We start from the raw sequence: 24,092 nt of genomic DNA on the forward strand, positions 1-24,092 counted from the left end.
CTCCTTAACCGAACTGTGCAAACAGATTCGTTGTTCTACGCAATGGTCACCCCAATCATTGCGTATTTTTTTGCCTAAAGTTTTTTAGACTTATTCTCATTTCGATGCTATCTTATATATTAAAGAATAAATTTGTATTTTATTTGTTATAAATATCATTAAAAAAAAGAGAATTCGATCATGTGGGAACTTGTGACGCACCCGTCAAATCTCATTTTTAGCATTTCAATATGCCTTCTCTTTCTCTTTGCCTTTTTTGAGCTAACGTTATTGTTACTGGGTGGAGGTACTCAAGGTATTCTTGACCAACTTTTACCTGCTGATCTCACTTCACCTGAAGTCGATATAGATACTGAAGCCAGTTGGTTATTACAGGTATTGGACTGGTTATATCTGGGGCGTGTGCCTTTATTAATCTGGTTTATTATCTTTCTCACGATTTTTGGTTTATTTGGGCTACTACTACAAACAATTGCTCACTTATTTACAGGAGCCTATTGGAGTGCTTGGCTTTTAGCACCTGCAAGTTTCTTTTTGTGTATGCCATTGGTACGTTTCACCGCAAAAGTTACCTCAAGAATTTTACCGCAAGATGAGACTACAGCAATATTTAGTGAAGAATTGGTGGGGCGTACAGCGGTCATTGTGATTGGTATTGCTAAGCCTCATTCCCCTGCTCAAGCCAAAGTCAAAGATCAATTTGGACAAATTCATTATATTCTGGTCGAACCAGAACAAGAAGATGCTTTTAAACAAGGTCAACAAGTAGTTCTGACCCAAAAAACAAAAATTGGCTTTCAAGCCATACGTTCTGAAACTTAACAACACTTAAATTTTGAGTATATGATGCTAAATTCAAATCTTATCAATTTGTTACTAATTGCAGGCATTATTTTTGTCGCAATTATTGTTATTGGCTTTATAGTCGCCCGTTTATATCAACGTTCAAGTAAAGAAATTTCATTTGTCCGTACAGGATTTGGTGGCGAGAAGGTCATCTTGAATGGTGGTGCCATCGTTCTGCCTGTATTGCATGAAATTATTCCAGTAAATATGAATACTCTTCGACTTGAAGTAGTTCGTGCAGAAGAACAAGCCCTCATTACACGTGATCGTATGCGTGTAGATGTGATGGCAGAGTTTTATGTGCGGGTAAAACCGACTGCTGAATCGATTGCAACAGCAGCTCAAACCCTTGGTCGGAAAACCATGTCACCCAATGAACTTAAAAATTTGGTTGAAGGTAAATTTGTTGACTCTTTACGCGCAGTCGCTGCTGAAATGGCGATGGAAGAGCTACATGAAAAGCGTGTAGATTTTGTACAAAAAGTTCAACAAGTCGTATCAGAAGATTTATTCAAGAATGGTTTAGAGCTTGAAACAGTCTCTTTAACTGGTTTAGATCAGACCAGTTTTAAATACTTTAACCCGCAAAATGCGTTCGATGCAGAAGGTTTAACCAAACTTACAGAAACCATTGAAGACCGTCGTAAAAAACGCAATGTAATTGAACAAGATGCAGATCTTGCAATTAAAACTAAAAACTTAGAAGCTGAGCAAGCACGTTTACAAATTTTACGTGAAGAAGAGTACGCCAAATTACAACAAGAACGTGAAATTTCAGTCCGTCGAGCAGAACAGCTTGCTGAAATTGCAGCACAAGAAGCAGCTAAAAAACGTGATGCAGAAGAAGCACAAATTGCAGCTGAACGTGAAGTTGAATTAAAGCGTATCGCTTCTGCCCGCGATGTAGAAAATGAAAATATTTTGAAAGCTCAACTTATTCAAAAAGCTCAGGTCGAGCAAAAGAAAACCATTGAATTGGCAGAGCAAGATCGCGCAATTGCGATTGCTGAAAAGTCTCGTGCAGAATCAGAAGCCAAAGCTCAAGCAGACCAAGCTCGTGCTCAGGCAGTTAAAGCAGAAGAAGAAGTTCTCACCGTCCGTGAAACGCAACGTGCTGAACGTGAAAAAGCGGTTGAATTGGTTGCAGCAAAACAAGCTGCTGAAAAAGATGCGATTGCCATTACTGTTGCTGCCGAAGCTGGTAAAAAAGCAGCGGTGGACGAAGCGGAAGCAATTCGAATTGCTGCTGAAGCGGAAGCTGAAAAAGCCCGCCTACATGCCAAAGGTGAAGCAGATGCCAAAGTTTTACTGGCACAAGCTATGGAAAAACAATATCAGGTTGATGCTGAAGGTACTCGTGCCGTGCATGAGGCAAATAACACATTATCGTCTGAGCAAGTTGAAATGCAAATTCGACTGGCTTTACTGAAATATCTACCTGAAATTATTCGCGAAAGTGTTAAACCAATGGAAGGTATTGATGATATTAAAATTTTACAGGTCAATGGTTTAGGAAGTGTTGCACATCCTCATGGTCATGAATCGACTCCTGAACATTCAACTGCTTCACTGTCCGATCAAGTCGTGAATAGTGCTTTACGCTATCGTTCACAAGCTCCATTAATCGATAGCCTTATGAGTGAACTTGGACTGCATGGTGGTGATATCAATGGTTTGACCCAACAACTGAAACCGCAAAGCAAAGTATAAATTCCATTTATAAAATTAAGCGCAACTTAAGTTGCGCTTTTTTCATCAAAATATTACATATTGCCACGTCATACTCAGTTAAAATTCAACCTTATAGGACCTAAACACAAGGACCATGCATGCATCTTACGATCTATCCTGCTTTGTGGTTTGATAATCAAGCGTTAGAAGCATTTGAATTCTATTGCTCAGTTTTTCCAAACAGCATAGTCCTTGAACATAATCAGACAGTCGTAAAGGCATCTTTGTCCAATCAATGCTTTATTGGGATAAATGGTGGTCCCTATTTCTTACCTAATCCAGCCATCTCTTTTACAGTGATTTGCGATAGTCGCGAAGAAATTAACGCGCTATGGCAAAAACTTATTCTCGGCGGTGCAAGCATTATTGATCTCGGTCATTATTCTTGGAACGCTTATTATGGTTGGGTTCAAGATCAATTTGGCTATACCTGGCAATTACAACTAGGTAACGGCGGTAAAACACAACAACACATTCTTCCCAATTTATTATTTTGTGGTATGCATCAGAACCAGTGTTCGCAAGCCCTACAATACTATCAGAAGATTTTTCCAGAATTTCAGCGCCATCAATTGCTTCGCTACCCTTCTGGTGACTTGGAAGGAAAAATACAAAATAGCATTTTTAGCTTGAACCACCTGAAATTTATAGCAAAAGATAGCCCCCATAAGCATATTTTTGATTTTAATGAATCCGTTTCTTTTGTGATTCCGTGTAAAACACAGCAAGAAATTGATTATTACTGGAATTATTTTACAGAACATGGTTCGGAAAGTTGGTGTGGCTGGTGCAAAGATGTTTTTGGTATTAGTTGGCAGGTCATTCCAAAAAACCTTGCACAAATCTTAGCGAGTCATCCCAAAGCCTATTCAACGCTGACACGTATGAAAAAAATTATTATCGAAGATTTACTTATTTCAAAAAATGAATAAAAAAATATTCGTGCATTTTAGAATAACTGTACCCAAAAGAATCTAATTAACTGCCCTCGATCATAGGGAAAATTTGACAAATACTCATAGCCAATTTTATTTCGCTTATTTAATTTAATTTCAATACCATAACCAAATGATATTCTTAAGGCATCTAAATCTGAGCTATTGAACTCACCTGTCCCAAGTTTATTGGTGAAATTATCAGAATTATATGCGGTATAATTAAATACACGAATATACTCATTTTCATAAAAGTCATTATTTGCTAAGCTGTAATCATTTTTTTCTTCATTATTTTTCTCTGCAAGATGCTGATAATAATAAAAAATTTCATCACCAATAAATTCATCCATGTAGACATCTTCATTTTCAGCCATAGCAGCATTCATCAATAAAAAAATCAAAGCGAATATTCGGAAAAAGAACACATAAACATATCTTAACATCTGCAATACTGTGACGTGAAAATAGAATTTTATGCATAAATATAGCACAGTTAAACAGCATCATATACAGTACTAAATTAAACTATACCTCTGATTTTTCAGTAAATAGAACTCCTTTCTTTTAAAAAAAGGCTTCATCAACATGAAGCCTTTTATCACTTGAAAATAATCATTTGCTAGATTAGAACTGTTTGGTCAAAGAGAATACGACACTTCCTTTCATAATATTGGCATCACTATCAATATTATTGTCAATCCATACTAACTCTGAATTTAACCCCAAAACTTCTGCACCCAGACCAATTTTATAGTCAAAATAATCATCTTGCTGACCATCACCACCAAATGCTTTAGTAAACTGTTCATTATCTTCCAGCTTGGTATAGCCCAAGCTCGAAACAAGTTTAATATTTTTATACACTGGGAACTTATAACTTGTATTCAAATAGATTTCTGTACCTGATTTAAAGGCAAATTCAGGTGAATAAAATACACCTGCTGTGAAATAGTCCCCGCCTGTCATTAAATCACTATGGTTGTAGTTCACACCAAACTCACTAAAATCGGTGTGATATTCTTTGATCGTGCCTGGATAATTCACATCAGCATAGTTAATATCTAAAAAAGATTTCTCTGTGATGGGTAAAATATAGCCGACAAAAAAGTCAGCTTCGACATTTCCACCTGCCCCTACATCCGCACTCGATGCCCATAAGCTTAAATATGCGCCTGATTTGTGTGAAAAACTCAAAGCACCTTGAACTGATGGGTCTCGGTTCGACATCGACACACCGCGGAAGCGATAATCCGTCAGCATTGCCATAGAACCTGCAACTGTAATTGCAGGTGTAGATTCAGATGTCGTTGTTTCTTCTGCAAATGCTGAAACAGATGTCATCACAAGTGATACAGCTAAAAGTTGCTGAGCATATTTTTTTAACATAAATTTCCCCAAATTTTAAGATTTGCCATATCAAAGTGTTGATATGGCATGTTTTATTGCTGTCGCAGCATTAATGTGAATGTGTTGTCGTATCTTTTGGTGTGTTTAGATTCAAAGTTGGTGTTTCATCGAAGAAGTTCCATGGTTTAAGCAGTACATTCACCCACTCCGTTGGCATGATTGGCCATTCTTCTGCTCGAGCAACATGCGTTGTACCCGTGGTTAACCACACGACCAAGTCTTTGTTATCAATGTTGTCATTATTTTTAACAAATTGCCCCAAGCCTGTATCTTTGTCAGAACGGTTTGGATACGCACCCTCTGGATAGAGTTCAGTCGGATTGTATTTAGTGACCCAAATTTGCTTATCCATAAAGTTTAAACGTTTGAATAACCATTCATCTGGACTAAAGTTTGCGCCTTTGGCAATTGGGTGCGTGCCACCAGCAAATGGAATCAGTTGATAAGAAACGGGATTGCCAACTTTGTTCTCTTTCGAATAGTTACTGATTAAACGAATGGTTGATGGATTAAATTTCTCTGCTGCTTCTTGTTCATTACTCACCACATGTTTTTCGATTTCCATCGTGCTTTTACGCACACCTTTTTTATTCACATTTACAACAGGGTTCATGTGGGTCAGTGTATTGCTCTCACCATCGACATCTAAGTCTAAACGGAAGTTATAAATATGCTGATGGGTTGTTCCCACAATATTATGATCAATCAAAGTTCCGTAACGGGTATCTTCTTTGGCTGTTGCATCATGCATAGTTGATGCTTTTACCCCTTTAACCGCTTCAATACCTGTAGCACCCGCATTAATCCCTATGGTGCCATTGTCTGAGAAGACCCAATCAAACATGTAGTCATAGTTACCAACTGTACTAATCCAGCGTACCACAAGCTCACGGCGCTCGGCACTTACATTGCTTTGTCCCATTTCTTGATGTTTAAACTCGGGTCCCGCATAACGTTCAAATACAGCAATTGCATTTGGAATCGTCATTGGTTTACCTTCGTAATCAGCAATCACTGCATCAAGCAGTACAGCATTCTCAGGAACATCCTTACCCCGCTCAATAGATGAGGTCAACGTACCCATTCCATATTCACCAGAGTCGAGATAAGACTTGAAGTACCAACCCATATCTGGATCACCATAAGGCACAACCATTCCCCCAAGATTGCCTTGGTACATGACTTTACGTTTTACGCCCTTATCTTTAAAAGTGACTGTGCCAACTTGTAAACCTACACGAGAATCAAGCCCGACATGGAAGCACCAGTTGCCCCAATGAATATACTGACCCGTGATGCTGTAGTTTTTACCCTCAGGTTCTACAATATTCAGAGGCTTACGTGTTTCTGCTTTTTTATCACGACCATCATAAGGACGTGGTGTCATGGGTACAGGCACTAAACTGCCCTCTTCAATTTTGACAATTTTCTTTTTGTCTAAATCGACGACAGCAACCAAATTCTCAATAGGATGTGCCCAATAGTTTCCATCACCTACATCAAGATAGCTGACAATTTTCAGTAAGCTAAGTTCTTTATTTAAACCATCTTCACCACCAAAGTATCCTACAGTCAGTGGTGTACCCACGACTTTAGTGACATCTGTAATGCCACGTTTTGCTAACGCAGCTTTATACTCTGGACTCTTCTGAATAACCTCTTGTACCATCATAAAGTCATCCAACAACACCATTCCATGCGTTGCAGGTAAGACCTTCCAAGCCTTTACTTGTTGTGTGTTCAGATCAACCACACCTTCAATAATATTATCGCTTTGTAATAAGCTAAACTCGGCTAAGCGTGGACCTTTATATTCAGTATGATTCAGCACACTGTTCCAAACTGCATTTTTTTCAGGTTCTTGTAAACGAATACGGCTGAAACGTAATGCTTTCGGTGCACGTTGATCTGCCTGAATGATCTTCGTCACTGACTGGATTTCTTCTGTCGTTAAGGTATTTAACGGGTGCTTTACGGTTTCAACTTGAAAGGTTTGATCAAGGCCAGATTGGAAAATCTCATTTACCAATGTTTCCGATGCCATGGCTTGACCGTCTTTTACAATAATGGGTGCCGAAATTTTTAAAGGCTTTCCATTCACCATAATGGTGGTTGAATTTGGTTTTGCTCGGACTAAGGTCGAATTTTTGCTGATGGTATAGATATTGGCATATTGGTCTTGCTGTACCGTTGCACCAACCGATTGCATGGCTTGTTGTAACGGTAACATTTTCGCTGCTTCACCATGTGCCATCGCTTGATTTGCACATGCACCAATTGCCATTACACCAACAACATTTGATATTTGTTTAAGATATTTTTTCAGCATTTGTGAATGTAATGTTTTCATCTCGGATTTCCTTAGCCTTACAAACTGTTTTTCTATGCTGAAAAATTACGCTGTTCCCTATGCAAAAAAATCATCCCAAAGGATGATTTTTAAAATTGAAGATAGATCGATCTTATATTTATTATGAATGTCAGCCAGACAGTACTCGGCTCATCAATTCCTGACGGCTTCTGACCTGTGTTTTTTGATAGATATGCTGTAGATGGGTCTTAATAGTTGATATTCCACAATGCATTTCATTGGCAAGTGCCTGATTATTTAGACCTTTACATAACAAGCCTAATATTTTAGATTCTTGTCGCGTTAGTGACTCAGTTAAACCTTCATTAAATAGGCTAACCTGATGACTAGAAACGTCATAAATTTGATTAAAACAACAAGCGGTCAAATCATAAAATGATTCAACCATTTTTAACTCTTGATCAGAAAACTCCATATAGGCTGAAGACCGAACCAAACTCATGCCACGAATAGGAACCCCATTCTGCCTAAAAAAAAGTTCAATCGTATCTTTTACATTCCATTTTTTTCTAAAGTCATCATACTCATTATTAGAAGCCACGGCTTGTAATACACTAAACTTCATATCTGTTTGATGGTATGCAAAACGAAAATGTACAGGGTCAAAACATTGCATACCTCCCAAGTATTCATCGACTGCTTGACGAGATATGCCTTTAAATGAATATTGACTCGCTGTTGTTTCCGAATCGATATTAAACGCAACCAATCCGTCAAATGGCAGCACTTTTTGGATATTACGGGTGAACTCTTCGCTGAACTGATTCCAATTTACCGCTTGCATGGTATCAAAACACTATTTTGAATGAATACTTGCTTAGAGCAATTTATATACCAAATAGAATGCGATAAACGTAAAAAAGCGCATGTTACCTAAGTAACACACGCTTTTTTTACTTAATAAATCTTAAAAATTAAGCTAAACCTTTGTCTTTCAATACCTGTAACATGGTTGCACCCAACTCTGCAGGACTGCGTGTATACGCCATTCCAGCACGTTCAAAAGCAGCGAATTTTTCTTCGGCTGTTCCCTTACCACCTGAAATAATTGCACCTGCATGACCCATGCGCTTACCTTTTGGTGCTGTTACCCCTGCAATATAACCTACTACAGGTTTAGAAACATTAGACTGAATATATTCAGCTGCTTCTTCTTCAGCCGTTCCCCCAATTTCACCAATCATGATAATCGCATCAGTATCTGGATCATCTTGGAACAGTTTTAATGCATCAATTTGGTTCATACCCGGAATTGGATCTCCTCCAATACCAATACAGGTTGATTGCCCAAGGCCAAGTTTAGTGGTCTGAGCAACAGCCTCGTAAGTCAGGGTTCCTGAACGTGAAATAATTCCGATACGACCCGGTTGATGAATATGACCCGGCATAATTCCAATCTTACATTCGCCTGGCGTGATCACACCAGGACAGTTTGGACCGACTAGACGCGTACCATTGCCATTGGTTTCTAAATAACGCTTGGCTTTTAACATATCCAGCGTAGGGACACCTTCGGTAATTACTACAATCAGTCCAACACCTGAATCTACCGCTTCAATGATTGAGTCAAGGACATAAGGCGCTGGCACATAAATCACAGATGCATCAGCTTGTGTTTCACGCACAGCATCTTTCATGGTGTTAAATACAGGCAAATCTAAATGTGTGGTTCCACCTTTACCTGGGGTCACACCACCCACGACTTTGGTTCCATAATCGAGAGCTTGTGCAGAATGAAACGTACCATTCTTACCTGTGAAGCCTTGTACCAATACTTTTGTGTTTTTATTAATTAATACGCTCATGATGGCACTCCTTATGCTTTTACTGCTGCAACAATTTTTTCTGCTGCATCAGCCAAGCCGTTTGCAGAAGTTAATTTCAAACCTGATTCATCTAGAATTTTTGCACCCAATTCTGCATTGTTGCCTTCTAAACGAACCACGACAGGAACACTCACATGTACTTCCTGCACTGCAGCAATAATGGCTTCCGCAATCATGTCACAACGAACAATACCACCAAAAATATTAATTAAAACACCCTGTACAGAAGTATCTGCCAAAATCAATTTGAATGCTTCAATGACGCGTTCTTTGGTTGCACCACCACCAACATCTAAAAAGTTTGCAGGTTGCCCACCATAAAGTTTAATGATGTCCATAGTAGCCATTGCCAAACCTGCACCATTGACCATACATCCAATATTGCCTTCAAGTGCAACGTAGTTCAGATCAAATTCCGATGCTTTTAGCTCACGTTCATTTTCTTGTGACTTGTCACGAAGTGCAGAAACTTCTGGCAAACGATATAAGGCATTCGAATCAATACCAACTTTGGCATCAACACATAAAATTTCACCATTTTCACGAACAGATAATGGATTAATCTCGAATAAAGCAAAATCATTTTCAATAAATGCCTGATATGCAGCCGTCATAATTTTGACAAATTGTGCAATCTGAGCATCTTTTAATTTCAAAGCAAATGCGACTTCACGTGCTTGGAAAGGCTGTAAACCCACCAAAGGATCTACTTCTACTTTGATAATTTTTTCTGGAGTTTCTTCTGCAACTTTCTCAATTTCAACGCCACCTTCGGTCGATGCCATAAAAGTTACACGTCGACTTGAACGATCGACGACTGCTCCAAGATATAACTCACGTTCTACTGGATAGACATCTTCACAAACCAAAACACTATTCACAGGCTGACCATTGGCATCAGTTTGATAAGTAACTAAACGAGTACCGATGATATGGTTTGCGTAATCTGCCGCTTCAATGCTGGATTTGACGACTTTAACGCCACCAGCCTTACCTCGACCACCAGCGTGCACCTGCGCTTTCATGACTGCGAATTTTCCGCCAAGCTGCTCAAAGGCTTTCACTGCTTCTTCAGCATTAGTTGCCAATACACCTTCTTGAACAGGCATACCATATTTTTTTAATAACGCTTTGGCTTGATACTCATGTAGATTCATTGACTAACCTTTTACTACTTCTTTGCTTTGTTATGGACCGACTAATTCCTAGACTCACGTCTTATTTGGTATTAGTCCTTATTACATTTTTTCTTTCTTATTTGTAGTAGATTGTTCTGGTAAAAACAACCTTTAATCAAAAAAAAGAGCGGTTAAAACCGCTCTTTTCTTGTCTTATTTACGTTTACGCTGAATTGCGTGAATTGCTCGGCCATCGACAGCCAATGCAGCTTCATGAACAACTTCAGAGAATGTTGGGTGACCAAAAGTCATCAACTGTAGATCTTCAACAGAAGATACAAACTCAAGTGCGATCATCCCTTGGTGTACGATATCAGACGCAGCAGGTCCAATTACGTGCATACCCAATAAACGGTCAGTTTTTGCATCCGCAACGAACTTCACGAAACCTGCATTTTCACCAGCAGCCATTGCACGACCATTTGCAGCGAAACCGAATTGACCAGTTTTAACTTCATGGCCTTTTTCTTTCGCTTGCTCTTCTGTTAAACCTACCCACGCCGCTTCTGGGTGTGTATAGATTACAGAAATGATTGTGTCATAGTTGACTTGTGCAGCATGACCGTGAATTCGTTCAACAGCCATTACGCCTTCTTCCATTGCTTTATGTGCAAGCATTGGACCACGTACCAAGTCACCAATCGCATATACACCTTCAACAGAAGTTGCACACCAATCGTTCACTTCAACTAAACCACGTTCAGTGAGTTTAATACCTGAATCATCAGCCAATAAACCTTCTGCATAAGCACGACGACCAACACAAACGATTAATTTATCGAAAGTTTGAGTCTTGTCTTCGCCACCTTGCGTGTACTTAACTGTCACTTCACGACCGTTAACTTCAGTGCCTGCAACTTTAGCGCCTACGCGAATGTCTAAACCTTGTTTAGTCAATACTTTTTGGTAGTCTTTAGCCAATGCTTTATCAGCCATTGGTAAGAATGCATCCATTGCTTCAAATACAACAACTTCAGCACCTAGACGACGCCATACTGAACCAAGTTCTAAACCAATTACACCCGCACCAATAACACCTAAACGCTTAGGAACTTCTTGGAATTCTAAAGCACCAGTTGAATCAACAATAATGTCTTGATCAACAGGAGCTACAGGAATATTTACAGGCACAGAACCAGATGCAAGAATCACATATTTTGGCTCTAAAATTTGAGTTTCACCTTCATGAGAAACAAACTCAACTTTTTTACCAGCAAGTAATTTACCAGTCCCTTTTAACCATTCGATACCATTACCTTTAAGAAGGCCGTCGACACCCATAGTTAATTGGTTTACGATTTTATCCTTGCGATCAAGCATTTTAGCCAAGTCAAACTTCACTTCACCTGTTGTAATACCGTGATCATCTAAATGATGAACTGTATCTTCGTAGCGGTGAGAAGAATCAAGTAAAGCTTTAGAAGGAATACAACCCACATTTAAGCAAGTACCACCTAAAGATGGCTTGCCTTTGTGAATACGTTTTTCGATACAAGCAACTTTAAAACCAAGCTGTGCTGCACGAATTGCTGCTTCGTAACCACCTGGGCCACCGCCAATTACAACAAGATCAAATTGTTGAGACATTTTTATCTCCAAAAATGGGCTTAGAGGATCACTCTAAGCCCATGTTTTATTCTTTAGAATTAAAGGTCAAGGATCAATTTAGCTGGTTCTTCTAACAATTCTTTAATTGTTACAAGGAAACCTACTGCTTCTTTACCATCGATTAAACGGTGGTCATAAGAAAGCGCTAAATACATCATTGGCAAGATTTCTACTTGACCATTCACTGCCATAGGACGCTCTTGGATTTTGTGCATACCCAAAATTGCAGTTTGTGGTGTGTTCAAAATTGGCGTAGAAAGCAATGAACCGAAAGTACCACCGTTAGTAATGGTGAACGTACCGCCAGTCATGTCTTCGATACCTAATTTACCATCACGCGCTTTGTAAGCGTAGTCACGGATACCGTTTTCAACTTCAGCATAGTTCATACGGTCTGTATCACGAAGCACTGGTACAACTAAACCACGGTCAGAAGATACGGCTACACCGATGTCATAATAACCATGGTAAACAATGTCGTCGCCATCAATTGATGCATTAACCGCTGGATAGCGTTTAAGCGCTTCAGTTGCCGCTTTAACAAAGAAAGACATAAAGCCAAGACGTGCACCATGACGCTTTTCAAATGCATCTTTGTATTGTGCACGCATTTCCATGATTGGCTTCATGTTCACTTCGTTGAACGTCGTTAACATTGCAGTTTCTTGAGTCGCTGCAAGTAAACGTTCAGCAACACGCTTACGAAGACGTGTCATTGGAACACGTTTTTCAATACGCTCACCTACTGCAACGCTTAAAGGTGCAGCAGCTGGCGCTGCAGGTTTAGTTTGATGATTTGCCACATCTTCTTTAGTGATACGACCACCACGGCCTGTACCAGCAACATCAGCAGCAGGAATACCAGACTCAGTTAATGCTTTACGAACAGCAGGAGCTTGATCTTGAACTTGTTGAGCACGTTCAACAACTGGTGCAGCACCTGCTTGAGTGTTTGCAGCAGCTTGTTCAACTTTCGCTTCATCTTGAACTGCTTCAGTTGCAGCAGCACCAGAAACCGCACCTTCTTCAAACTGAGCAATCACTTCAGCTGAAAGCACTGTGTCGCCTTCATTTTTAATAATTGTAACGATTGTACCGTCAGCAGGAGCAACGACTTCTAAAACAACTTTGTCTGTTTCAATGTCACAGATCACTTCATCACGTGATACTGCCTCACCTGGTTGTTTGTGCCAAGTTGCAATCGTACCGTCTGCAACTGACTCTGGGAATACCGGTGCTTTAATTTCGGTTGCCATTACTTAGAATCTCCTGATTGTTCAGCTACGATCGCTAAAGCGTCATTAACCAGCTGAGCTTGTTGTTTTGCATGCAAATATGGTGAACCACAAGCCGGTGCAGCAGAAGCTTCACGACCTGCATAACTGATACGTACTTGTTTACCTGATTTCATCACATCATCGTATAAACGTGGTGCGATAAATAACCAAGCACCTTGGTTCTTCGGCTCTTCTTGCGTCCAAACAATTTCTTTTACGTTTGGATATTGAGCAAGGACTTCAGCAATACGTTGTTCTGGGTATGGATACAATTGTTCAATACGAATGATTGCAGTGTTATTTAACTCTTGCTCACGACGTTTCTCAAGTAAATCGTAGTAAACCTTACCACCACAAAGTACCAAACGGGTTACGTCTGCTTTGTTGATGTTATCGATCTCATCAATCACTGTCTGGAATGTGCCGTTTGCAAGCTCACTTAAAGTAGACGTTGCAAGTTTGTGACGAAGCAAAGACTTCGGCGACATGATGATCATTGGCTTACGAATTGGGCGAATCGCTTGACGACGTAAAGCATGGAAAATCTGTGCAGGTGTAGTCGGTGTCATCACTTGCATGTTGTCTTCAGCACATAGCTGTAAGAAACGTTCTAAACGTGCAGATGAGTGCTCTGGACCTTGACCTTCAAAACCATGCGGAAGAAGTAAAGTTAAACCACAAACACGTTCCCACTTCGTTTCACCTGAAGCGATAAACTGATCGATTACAACCTGTGCACAGTTTGCGAAGTCACCAAATTGCGCTTCCCAAATCACCAAGCTCTTAGGAAGCGTGGTTGCATAACCATACTCAAAACCTAACACCGCCATTTCTGACAATAATGAGTCATAAATTGCTGTACGTGGTTGATTTTCTTTGATGTGGCAAAGTGGGATGTAAGTTGAACCATCTACTTGGTTATGCAACTTCGCATGACGGTGTGAGAATGTACCACGACCAACGTCTTCACCTGTTAAACGAACAAGGAAACCTTCATCCAAAAGTGATGCATAAGCTAAAGTTTCAGCAGCACCCCAGTTCAATGGCATTTCACCAGTTTGCATTTTCAGGCGATCATCAATCACTTTTGCAACCTGACGCTGCATTACGAAGCCTTCAGGAAGCTCACGCATTTTGCGACCAAGTTCTTTTAAGCGATCTTCAGAGAAAGTTGTATCCCAAATGTCTGTGTATTCATGGCCTAGGTATGGCGTCCAATCTACAAACATTTTTGTATTTGGCTCTAATACCAATGCGTTAGCAACATGCTTGCCCGCTTCTAGATCAGAACGGTAATCTTCTACCATTTGGTCAGCAGCAGCACGATCTAACACATTTTGCTGAACCAATTGGTCTGCATACAATGCACGAGTCGTCGTTTTCTTATTGATGACTTGGTACATCATTGGCTGAGTTGCAGCTGGCTCATCCGCTTCGTTATGACCACGACGACGGTAACAGAACATGTCAATTACAACGTCTTTACGGAATGTATGACGGAAGTCATGTGCCAATTGAGCAACAAACAATACTGATTCAGGATCATCACCGTTCACATGGAAAATCGGTGCTTGGATCATTTTTGCAATGTCTGTACAGTATTCTGTAGAACGCGCATCACGTGGATCAGAAGTAGTGAAACCTACTTGGTTATTCACAACAATGTGAACCGTACCACCTACTGTATAGCCACGTGTTTGTGACATTTGGAAGGTTTCTTGGTTAACACCTTGTCCAGCAAATGCCGCATCACCATGAACAATCACTGGCAATACATCATCACCGCCAATGTCTTTACGACGAACTTGACGTGCACGTACCGAACCTTCTACTACTGGTCCAACGATTTCTAAATGTGATGGGTTAAATGCCAATGCCAAGTGAACTTCGCCACCTGGAGTCATTACATTTGAAGAGAAACCTTGGTGGTATTTAACGTCACCAGAACCTTTTTTATGTAAGCTCTTACCTTCAAACTCACCAAATAGGTCTGCTGGGTTTTTACCCATGATGTTAACCAAAAGGTTTAAACGACCACGGTGTGGCATACCAATGACAACTTCTTTACAACCTACAGAACCTGCACGTTGAATCAAAGCATCAACCATTGGAATGAAAGATTCACCACCTTCAACACCAAAACGTTTTGCACCGACGTATTTATTACCAAGGAATTTTTCAAGACCTTCAGCAGCAGTTAAACGCTCTAATACGTGTTTTTTCTGTTCTGCTGTAAAATTGAATTGGCCACGAGCACCTTCAAGACGTTGTTGAATCCAGCGTTTTTCTTTGGTATCAACAATGTGCATGTATTCTGCACCAATCGAAGCACAATACGTTGCTTCCATGGCTTGAACCATTTCACCTAAAGTTGCTTCATCTTTACCAATCAACAGATTACCTGTATTAAATACAGTGTCTAAATCCGATTGAGTTAAGCCATGTGCTGCAAGATCAAGATCAGGCACGATTTCACGTTTTGCCAAACCTAAAGGATCAAGCTTCGCTTTCTGATGACCACGGTTACGATACGCTGCAATAAGTTGTAATACGCCAATTTGACGACGCTCATGTTCAGTACTAACTGTGCTTTGCACCACCGCCTGAACACGGCTTGAATTGCGGCCTAATAAGAGGAATTGCTCACGTACATTGCTGTGTGGTTGATCACCTTTCGGGAATTTATCGAAGTATTCGCGCCAATCAGCACCAACTGATTCCGGTGACGTCAAATACTGCTCATAAAGTTCTTCAATATACGCTGCACTATCAGCGGAAAGTTCAGTGTCAAGACGCAAAGCGTCAGCAACTTCTTGCATTTGTGGACCCATTTCCTATTGCAAAAATATTTTAGGTGCCTTTTAAGCAACCCCATGATTGATAATGTCAAATTGGTAACATGACATTAGTCCCCAGCAGACATCAGCCTCAGGGCGTTATCACCACATTAGGAGTATCCTGATGTGAAAAATGAACAACAACACCCTCAATGGCATCATCACTCATCCATATATACTCGACCGAAACCGAGCAATTTTTTGCAAAATCGTTTTAGAAAAGATAAATTCTCGATTTAGCTTTTCTAAAACCACTTAGAAAATAGGTAAGCACTCAATTTATATCAAAAAACGGGTAATAATTAACCATGGTTTTTTCAATATAACGATGCATTAAATCGTAACATGTTCCACTTTCACCAATTGATTTTTTTGACACATACCATCCATAAATCAGCGAAATACACTCCACATTTTATGCTGTAAACTATGGTGATTTATCATCAATTAAGATGCAATCTAGACCAAAGTTCTATTTAAGTTTTTCAAATAGCAAAAAAGAGCACCTTCTTACAAACTGCCCTTTTCTAACGTTATATAATAGCATTTATTCTACGCAACAACCGCTTTTCAGCATAAATAATCCCTTCGTTTTACACGAATCGCACAAATTATGTCTATGTGCTTTCACTGGAAGTGTAAAACTGCATAACAAACTATTTTTGCATTTCATAAAAAAGCACACCCGAAAGTGTGCTTTTTTTTAAGTCTCATTAATCTTTAAAGATTAGCCAGCCATATCTAAAAGCATATTCCGGATATGACCGATTGCTTTAGTTGGGTTTAAGCCCTTAGGACATACTGATACACAGTTCATGATGCCTTTACAACGGAACAATGAGAATGGGTCATCAAGACGAGCCAAACGCTCTTGAGTCGCTGTATCACGCGAATCGATAATGAAACGATACGCATTTAATAATGCAGATGGACCTAAGAATTTGTCTGGGTTCCACCAGAATGATGGGCATGAAGTTGAACAACATGCACACAAAATACATTCATATAGACCATCTAAGTGTTCACGCTCTTCAGGAGACTGTAAACGCTCCTTCGGTGGCGCAGGTTGATTATTAATCAAGAATGGATGGATTTTATTGTACTGATCGTAGAACTGGTTCATATCCACAACCAAGTCTTTCACAACAGGAAGACCTGGAAGCGGACGAACAGTAATCACATCTGGCAAATCATTGAGATTCCAAAGACATGCTAAACCATTTTTACCATTGATGTTTACGCCATCAGAACCACAAATACCTTCGCGGCACGAACGACGGAACGTTAGCGATTCATCCTGTACTTTCAATGCAAGAAGTGCATCAAGCAACATACGGTGCTTATCTGTCAATTCAAGCTTAAAAGTCTGCATGTACGGTGCTGCATCCTTATCAGGATCGTAGCGGTAGATATTAAATGTACGAGTACCTCTACTCATCTTACTTCTCCTAATTAGAATGTACGTGGTTTAGGTGGAATAGCAGCGACAGATAACGGCTTGTAGCGCACTGGTTTGTACTCTAAACGATTGTCAGCAGAGAACCATAATGTGTGCTTCATCCACTCATCATCACGACGACCATATGGGTATTCTGGATGATCCGGAGATTCTTCAAAATCTACAACTGTATGTGCACCACGGCATTCTTTACGTGCAGCAGCAGAAATCAAGGTCGCTTTAGCAACTTCATACAAGTTTTCAACTTCTAAAGCTTCAATACGTGCCGTGTTGAATACCTTAGATTTGTCTTTCAAATGAATGTTACGAACACGTGATTCAATCGCAAGAATTTCTTTCACGCCTTTATCAAGCAACGCTTGTGTACGGAATACACCAGCATGGTCTTGTACGATGTCACGAATGGCATCAGCAACTTCTTGTGCATTTTCACCTGAAGTTGACTCATCCAATTTACGGATACGCGCAACAGTTTGCTCAAGTACTGTAGTAGGAAGTGGTTGGTATTCATCACCGTGGTGTTTAGTCACGTAGTCGATGATGTGCTCACCAGCAGCTTTACCAAATACAACCAAGTCAAGCAGTGAGTTCGTACCTAGACGGTTTGCACCATGTACAGATACGCAAGAACATTCACCAATTGCATAGAAACCTTTTACTGGTTTAGTGAAGTTACGTTCACCTGCATTGGTAGAATAAACATCAGTCTCTTTATTGTAGTTCGCTTCAAGCGGTGAAGTTTCACGGCTTTCTGGCACTACAACTTGACCATGAATGTTTGTAGGAATACCACCCATTTGGTAATGGATTGTCGGTACTACAGGAATTGGTTCTTTAGTGATGTCAACGTTCGCGAATTTCTTACCAATCTCAAATACAGATGGAAGACGTTTCATGATTGTTTCAGCACCCAAGTGCGTCATATCAAGCAAGATGTAGTCTTTCTTAGGACCACAACCGCGACCTTCTTTAATTTCTTGGTCCATCGAACGTGATACGAAATCACGTGGTGCCAAGTCTTTTAAAGTTGGTGCATAGCGTTCCATGAACGGCTCACCAGCATCGTTACGAAGGATCGCACCTTCACCACGACAACCTTCTGTCAACAATACACCTGCGCCCGCAACACCTGTAGGGTGGAACTGCCAGAATTCCATATCTTGTAATGGAATACCTGCACGAGCTGCCATACCAAGACCGTCACCAGTGTTGATATATGCGTTAGTAGATGCACGGTAAACACGACCTGCACCGCCAGTAGCAAACAATGTCGCTTTAGCTTGGAATACTGCAATTTTACCTGTTTCTTGGTCGTATGCAGTTACACCGAGTACATCACCCGCTTCATTACGGATAAGGTCAAGTGCAATCCATTCAACAAAGAATTGAGTACCCATTTTCACGTTGCTTTGATAAAGCGTGTGAAGAAGCGCATGACCTGTACGGTCAGCAGCAGCACAAGCACGTGGAACGGCTTTTTCACCATAGTTTGCAGAGTGACCACCGAATGGACGTTGGTAAATCGTACCGTCTGCATTACGGTCAAATGGCATACCCAAGTGTTCTAATTCATAAACAACTTGTGGTGCTTCACGCGTCATGAATTCGATTGCGTCTTGGTCACCTAACCAGTCTGAACCTTTTACAGTGTCATAGAAGTGGTAGTGCCAGTTATCTTCTTGCATGTTACCAAGAGATGCACCAATACCGCCCTGCGCTGCAACTGTATGTGAACGTGTTGGGAATACCTTAGTCAGAACCGCAACTTTTAAACCAGCTTGAGCAAGTTGGTAAGACGCGCGCATACCAGAACCACCACCACCAACGATGACAGCATCGAAAGTTTCGTGTGGAATATTTGTGTAATCTTCTTTAGGGGTTATAGCGCCCATGATCTCTTCCTATCAATTCGCCCAAAAAATCTGGATTGCCCAGATCGCATATGCAAATACAGCAATAATTACTGCTGAAGTCAGTACAAGGCGTAAACCTGAAGCCGAAGGCCCCATTTGACGAGTAGTCACATAGTCAGTGAATACTTGCCACATACCAATCCATGCATGTGCAACAAGAGATAAGACTGCTAATAAAGATAAGATCTTCATTGGAGCTGTCATCATAAAGCCGTACCACTGTTCGTAGCTAAAACCACCATTGCATAGGATCCAACCTAAAACAACAACAGTATAAACTGCTAATACGACAGCACTTACGCGCTGGATAAACCAATCGCGAGAACCTGAACCCGTTAAACCAGTAGCACTTTTCATTAGATAACAATCCATACAAATGCCGCAATGATACCGATTGCAGACAAGATCAATGAAATAGTAGCTGCGACACGACCACTTTGCAGTTCTTCAGCAATACCTAGATCCGCAAGTAAATGCTTAACACCCGCAATAAAGTGGAAAATTAAGCCGGCTACAAATACCCATACGATAAAACGCACGATGAAGCTATTAAAAATAGCTTGTACTTGCGCAAAACCTTCAGGAGAAGACAATGATTTGTCTAAAATCCATAAAAGTACCGGTACGAGTAAAAATACGATGACACCAGATAGACGGTGTAAAATTGATGCAATAGCCACAGGGGATTTTAAGTTTACTTCTAAAACTTGACCCATGGACAAATTGACAGGTCTGTTGCTTTTCACAGCGGGCATCCTGTAAGTAAAAACTCCATCCGGAGTTTGTTGGAATTAATTCGAAGGAAAGCTGGCATTGTCAGGCAAGCAAATGCCTAAACTCAAAACGACACCGAATTATAAAACGCGAAAAGTCAAAATACAAACAATCAAAGACTGGTTTTTTAACAAAAAACCTTTAAATAAGAATCATTAACAAAATTAACATTCTATAAAAACCAATAATTTAGCTCAAATTCATTGCTATGCTATTGGTTTTTATCATTTATCCTCTCAGTTCTGACCTTTCTAACCCTAATTCGATGTTTTTGTATCTTTAGACTAAAGATAAGCAAGATATTTGCTCTATTTGATAATCCTTTCCTTTATATGGAAAGACTTGCATTTCCTATCAAAATGTTCACTATTTATTTAGAACAATAATTTTATGATATAACGTGATTAAATAATGACTTAGCCATAATTAAATACAAACTACTTATAAATTTTAAGGGTTTAAATTGCTCAGAAATTGCAAAAAATTACGTCTAAAGCCTATTTTTTAATCAAAATTCAAAATTCAATGAGTTATTTTTTGATCAATTGAATCAAACTTTAGGATTAGAACTTAATGCCAAATTTAGCTAAAAAATGAAATAAAATATGAACAAAAATGAATGTAAGTTATGAAAATTAGATGAATTTCGATTCAGTTTGACCCCACCATTTGTTCAAAAATACTCTCCTCATATTTTTTATAAATATTTACAATTCAGATGGAGCACTATTTTTTTTCTGCACCTCAAGAATATTTTGACATATCATAGCGCGGCGGTGCTGTGATTTTACTCATTGCTCTAAGGAAGGATTTGACTAAACCTCTGTGAGGGCGTCAGTTTTTATCCATAAGTATAATTGACAAAATTTCAGTACTCTCTAATCTAATTAGCAAATTTTTGATCCGTCTGATTCGCGCATTAAAAGATTCGTATTACGAGTCAGATTAAACATTCACCGGGACAGGAGATCTATTGAATGTCTGAAGCAACTGGCAAAAAAGCCGTATTACAGCTTGATGGCAAAGAAATTGAATTACCAATTTACAGCGGCACATTGGGCCCAGATGTAATCGACGTTAAGGATGTGTTGGCCGCAGGTCACTTTACTTTTGATCCTGGTTTTATGGCTACAGCAGCTTGCGAATCAAAAATTACCTTCATTGATGGTAACAAAGGTGTACTTTTACACCGTGGTTACCCAATTGACCAACTTGCAACTAAAGCAGACTACTTAGAAACTTGCTACCTATTATTAAATGGTGAGCTTCCTACTGCTGAACAAAAAGTTGAATTTGATGCTAAAGTACGTAACCACACTATGGTTCACGACCAAGTAAGCCGTTTCTTCAATGGTTTCCGTCGTGACGCTCACCCTATGGCAATCATGGTGGGTGTAGTAGGTGCGCTTTCTGCGTTCTATCACAATGGTTTAGACATTGAAGATGTTAACCACCGTGAAATCACTGCTATTCGCTTAATCGCGAAAGTTCCTACTCTTGCAGCTTGGAGCTACAAGTACACTGTAGGTCAACCATTTGTTTACCCACGTAATGACTTAAGCTATGCAGAAAACTTCTTGCATATGATGTTTGCTACCCCAGCAGACCGCGATTACAAAGTAAACCCAATTCTTGCGAAAGCAATGGATCGTATCTTCACGCTTCATGCTGACCACGAACAAAACGCGTCTACTTCTACTGTTCGTTTAGCTGGTTCTACCGGTGCTAACCCGTATGCATGTATCGCTGCTGGTATCTCTGCACTTTGGGGTCCTGCTCACGGTGGTGCGAACGAAGCTGTTCTTAAGATGCTTGATGAAATCGGCACTGTAGAAAACGTTGCTGGCTTCATGGAAAAAGTGAAGACTAAAGAAGTTAAGTTAATGGGCTTCGGTCACCGCGTTTATAAGAACTTTGACCCACGCGCTAAAGTAATGAAAGAGACTTGTGACGAAGTTCTTGGTGCACTTGGTATTAACGATCCACAGCTTGAACTTGCTATGGAACTTGAGCGTATCGCGTTATCTGATGAATACTTCATCAAGCGTAACCTTTACCCGAACGTAGATTTCTACTCAGGTATCATCCTTAAAGCGATTGGTATCCCAACAGAAATGTTTACTGTAATCTTCGCACTTGCACGTACTGTTGGTTGGATCAGCCACTGGTTAGAAATGCACAGCGGACCTTACAAAATTGGTCGTCCACGTCAGCTTTACACTGGTGAAGTTCAACGTGACATCCAAGGTCGTTAATTCAAAAGAATTGATGATTAAAAAAACCACCCTTCGGGTGGTTTTTTTATTTCGTGTGGAATAAAACTAAATATCAAGCAATATCATAATCAGCCAAGTCCAATTTTTTTAGTTGTTGTTTCAATTGCTTTAACGACCACGGCCATGCAGCAAAATTTCGCCCATTTTTATCTAAATAATAAGATTTACAACCACCACGGTTAAAAACCGTCTTCTGCAAGTTCTTTTGTACTGCAACATTATGTTCATGAAGTACTTTAGGCTTAATTTGTATCCGCTTAATGCCCTGATCTCGCATTTGCAGTAAACCGCTAATAATGTAATCCAGTTGCGCTTCAGCAATTCCAATAAATGAATCATAGACCAGAATATTTGGACCCAACACCAAAAAGGCATTAGGTACATGTTCCAAGCTTGCACCTAAAAATGCCTCTGGAGAGCTTTCTTTCCAACGCTCAGCCAAGAGTTGCTCATTCGTATCATAAACCCGCTTACCTATAGGCGGGTGTGAAACTTCAAAGCCTGTCCCCCAGATAATCACATCGGCCTCGTACTGTTCACCATTCGCAGCAATCAATTTATTCCCTTGTATTTCAATCAAACCCTGTGGCACAAGCTGTACATTTTCTTGTTGTAAGGCAGGATAATAATTATTGGCAAATAAAAGTCGTTTACAACCAATTGAGAAATTAGGTGTCACATTTTTACGTAATGTATGATCTTGAATTTGTAATTTTAATAGCTGTTTGCTCAGCAGATTAATCGGTTCTAATATTTGAGGATGACGCAATCCAAAGTTAATCCCATTTAAAATTTGCGCAACACCTCCACGCCACAACTGTTGAATTACAGGATATTTTGCAATGATGCCTTTAGCAGCATCATTCAAGACTAGATCTACTTTGGGCAATACCCACGGCGCAGTACGCTGAAAAACAATCAACTCTTTAACATCAGGTTGAATTTGAGGAATAAACTGGATTGCAGATGCACCTGTGCCAATCACTGCAACCCGTTTATCTATTAAATCGTAGTCATGTTTCCAACGTGCTGAATGAAACATTTCACCCTGAAAGGTCTCAATCCCCTTAACTTGAGGCACAGAAGGTTCTGTAATCGGGCCAGTAGAGAAAATCACTGTCTTGGAGAAAAATTTCCCCTGTGAAGTTTCTAAAACCCATTGTTGCTGCGCTTCATTCCATTTGGCAGACAAAAGCTCATGCTTAAATTTGATTTTGTCATTCAAATTGAATTGCTTCGTGACCTGCTCCAGATAAGCCAAAATTTCTGTTTGCTTAGCAAAGAGATGACTCCAAGCATAACTTGGCGCAAAGGAAAAAGAATATAAGGCAGATGGTACGTCACAACCACAGCCTGGATAAGTGTTGTCACGCCATGTTCCACCGACGCGATCTGCTTTTTCAAACACTAAAAAGTCAGTATAGCCTGCTTGTATCATCTTATAAGCAGCTGCAATACCCGATATTCCAGCACCAATCACAATACAATCATATACACGCGTTGGCTGTGGCTGTTTCGCTTTAGTTCGTATTTTGGCTTTTTGTTGAGTCACGGAAGTTGGGTTTTCCTCTACCCCAATAGATTTAGCTCCTTCTTCTAAAACGAGTTCAACTTTCTGATCTGAGTTTTCCGCTAAAATATTTTCTGTCAT

Annotated in this window: 18 protein-coding genes; 4 read left to right on the top strand and 14 right to left on the bottom strand. The window is 40.0% G+C overall.

Annotated elements, in window-relative coordinates; translation table 11 throughout:
- The first annotated feature begins 180 nt into the window (after positions 1 to 180).
- The 3 genes from C3F34_RS02195 to C3F34_RS02205 all read left to right on the top strand — a co-directional run bounded on the left by C3F34_RS02195 (position 181) and on the right by C3F34_RS02205 (position 3,509).
- A complete protein-coding gene (locus C3F34_RS02195) occupies positions 181 to 822 on the top strand; it encodes a YqiJ family protein (protein ID WP_016165832.1) in 642 nt (213 codons plus the stop codon).
- 24 nt (positions 823 to 846) lie between these two features.
- Complete coding sequence (locus C3F34_RS02200) at positions 847 to 2,556, top strand: flotillin family protein (RefSeq protein WP_016165831.1); 1,710 nt, start codon at positions 847 to 849, stop codon at positions 2,554 to 2,556.
- A 143-nt stretch (positions 2,557 to 2,699) separates the two neighbouring features.
- Positions 2,700 to 3,509 carry a VOC family protein gene (locus tag C3F34_RS02205; protein ID WP_158654325.1) on the top strand — a complete coding sequence of 270 codons (810 nt, stop codon included), beginning with the start codon at positions 2,700 to 2,702 and terminating at the stop codon, positions 3,507 to 3,509.
- 17 nt (positions 3,510 to 3,526) lie between these two features.
- Here C3F34_RS02205 and C3F34_RS02210 read toward each other — a convergent pair whose 3' ends face one another.
- The 13 genes from C3F34_RS02210 to sdhC form a co-directional block, all read right to left on the bottom strand.
- Positions 3,527 to 3,889, bottom strand: coding sequence for a hypothetical protein (locus C3F34_RS02210; RefSeq protein ID WP_228155324.1), 363 nt, complete (start codon positions 3,887 to 3,889; stop codon positions 3,527 to 3,529).
- A gap of 250 nt (positions 3,890 to 4,139) precedes the next feature.
- Positions 4,140 to 4,901 carry a TorF family putative porin gene (locus C3F34_RS02215; RefSeq protein ID WP_044740214.1) on the bottom strand — a complete coding sequence of 254 codons (762 nt, stop codon included), beginning with the start codon at positions 4,899 to 4,901 and terminating at the stop codon, positions 4,140 to 4,142.
- Positions 4,902 to 4,971: 70 nt separating this feature from the next.
- A complete protein-coding gene (gene tynA, locus C3F34_RS02220) occupies positions 4,972 to 7,272 on the bottom strand; it encodes a primary-amine oxidase (RefSeq protein WP_044740215.1) in 2,301 nt (766 codons plus the stop codon).
- A gap of 130 nt (positions 7,273 to 7,402) precedes the next feature.
- Positions 7,403 to 8,077: a response regulator transcription factor gene (locus C3F34_RS02225; RefSeq protein WP_044740216.1), complete on the bottom strand. Its 675-nt coding sequence runs from the start codon at positions 8,075 to 8,077 to the stop codon at positions 7,403 to 7,405.
- A 130-nt stretch (positions 8,078 to 8,207) separates the two neighbouring features.
- Positions 8,208 to 9,098 (bottom strand): succinate--CoA ligase subunit alpha, encoded by an 891-nt coding sequence (gene sucD, locus C3F34_RS02230; RefSeq protein WP_044740217.1) that lies wholly within the window; start codon positions 9,096 to 9,098, stop codon positions 8,208 to 8,210.
- An 11-nt stretch (positions 9,099 to 9,109) separates the two neighbouring features.
- The gene (gene sucC / locus C3F34_RS02235; RefSeq protein ID WP_016165824.1) at positions 9,110 to 10,276 is read right to left on the bottom strand and encodes an ADP-forming succinate--CoA ligase subunit beta; all 1,167 of its coding nucleotides are present in this window, start codon (positions 10,274 to 10,276) and stop codon (positions 9,110 to 9,112) included.
- Between the two features lie 174 nt (positions 10,277 to 10,450).
- Positions 10,451 to 11,884, bottom strand: a complete 1,434-nt coding sequence (gene lpdA, locus C3F34_RS02240) for a dihydrolipoyl dehydrogenase (protein WP_044740219.1) — start codon at positions 11,882 to 11,884, stop codon at positions 10,451 to 10,453.
- 59 nt (positions 11,885 to 11,943) lie between these two features.
- Complete coding sequence (gene odhB, locus C3F34_RS02245) at positions 11,944 to 13,161, bottom strand: 2-oxoglutarate dehydrogenase complex dihydrolipoyllysine-residue succinyltransferase (RefSeq protein ID WP_044740220.1); 1,218 nt, start codon at positions 13,159 to 13,161, stop codon at positions 11,944 to 11,946.
- Positions 13,161 to 16,001: a 2-oxoglutarate dehydrogenase E1 component gene (locus tag C3F34_RS02250; protein WP_016165821.1), complete on the bottom strand. Its 2,841-nt coding sequence runs from the start codon at positions 15,999 to 16,001 to the stop codon at positions 13,161 to 13,163. The genes odhB and C3F34_RS02250 overlap by 1 nt, the downstream gene beginning before the upstream one ends.
- Before the next feature lie 745 nt (positions 16,002 to 16,746).
- Positions 16,747 to 17,457 carry a succinate dehydrogenase iron-sulfur subunit gene (locus C3F34_RS02255; RefSeq protein WP_016165820.1) on the bottom strand — a complete coding sequence of 237 codons (711 nt, stop codon included), beginning with the start codon at positions 17,455 to 17,457 and terminating at the stop codon, positions 16,747 to 16,749.
- Positions 17,458 to 17,471: 14 nt separating this feature from the next.
- Complete coding sequence (locus C3F34_RS02260; RefSeq protein WP_104441000.1) at positions 17,472 to 19,370, bottom strand: FAD-binding protein; 1,899 nt, start codon at positions 19,368 to 19,370, stop codon at positions 17,472 to 17,474.
- A 12-nt stretch (positions 19,371 to 19,382) separates the two neighbouring features.
- The gene (gene sdhD, locus C3F34_RS02265; RefSeq protein WP_004695554.1) at positions 19,383 to 19,748 is read right to left on the bottom strand and encodes a succinate dehydrogenase, hydrophobic membrane anchor protein; all 366 of its coding nucleotides are present in this window, start codon (positions 19,746 to 19,748) and stop codon (positions 19,383 to 19,385) included.
- Positions 19,748 to 20,146: a succinate dehydrogenase, cytochrome b556 subunit gene (gene sdhC, locus C3F34_RS02270; RefSeq protein ID WP_026441307.1), complete on the bottom strand. Its 399-nt coding sequence runs from the start codon at positions 20,144 to 20,146 to the stop codon at positions 19,748 to 19,750. The genes sdhD and sdhC overlap by 1 nt, the downstream gene beginning before the upstream one ends.
- A 996-nt stretch (positions 20,147 to 21,142) precedes the next feature.
- On the opposite strand from sdhC, the gene gltA reads away from it, so the two are divergent.
- Positions 21,143 to 22,420, top strand: coding sequence for a citrate synthase (gene gltA, locus C3F34_RS02275; protein ID WP_016165817.1), 1,278 nt, complete (start codon positions 21,143 to 21,145; stop codon positions 22,418 to 22,420).
- Between the two features lie 73 nt (positions 22,421 to 22,493).
- On the opposite strand, the gene C3F34_RS02280 is transcribed toward gltA, so the two are convergent.
- Entirely contained in the window at positions 22,494 to 24,092 is a 1,599-nt protein-coding gene (locus C3F34_RS02280) for a flavin-containing monooxygenase (protein ID WP_104441001.1), read from the bottom strand.

Source organism: Acinetobacter sp. ACNIH2 (genome assembly GCF_002934965.1).
Lineage (GTDB): Bacteria > Pseudomonadota > Gammaproteobacteria > Pseudomonadales > Moraxellaceae > Acinetobacter > Acinetobacter tandoii.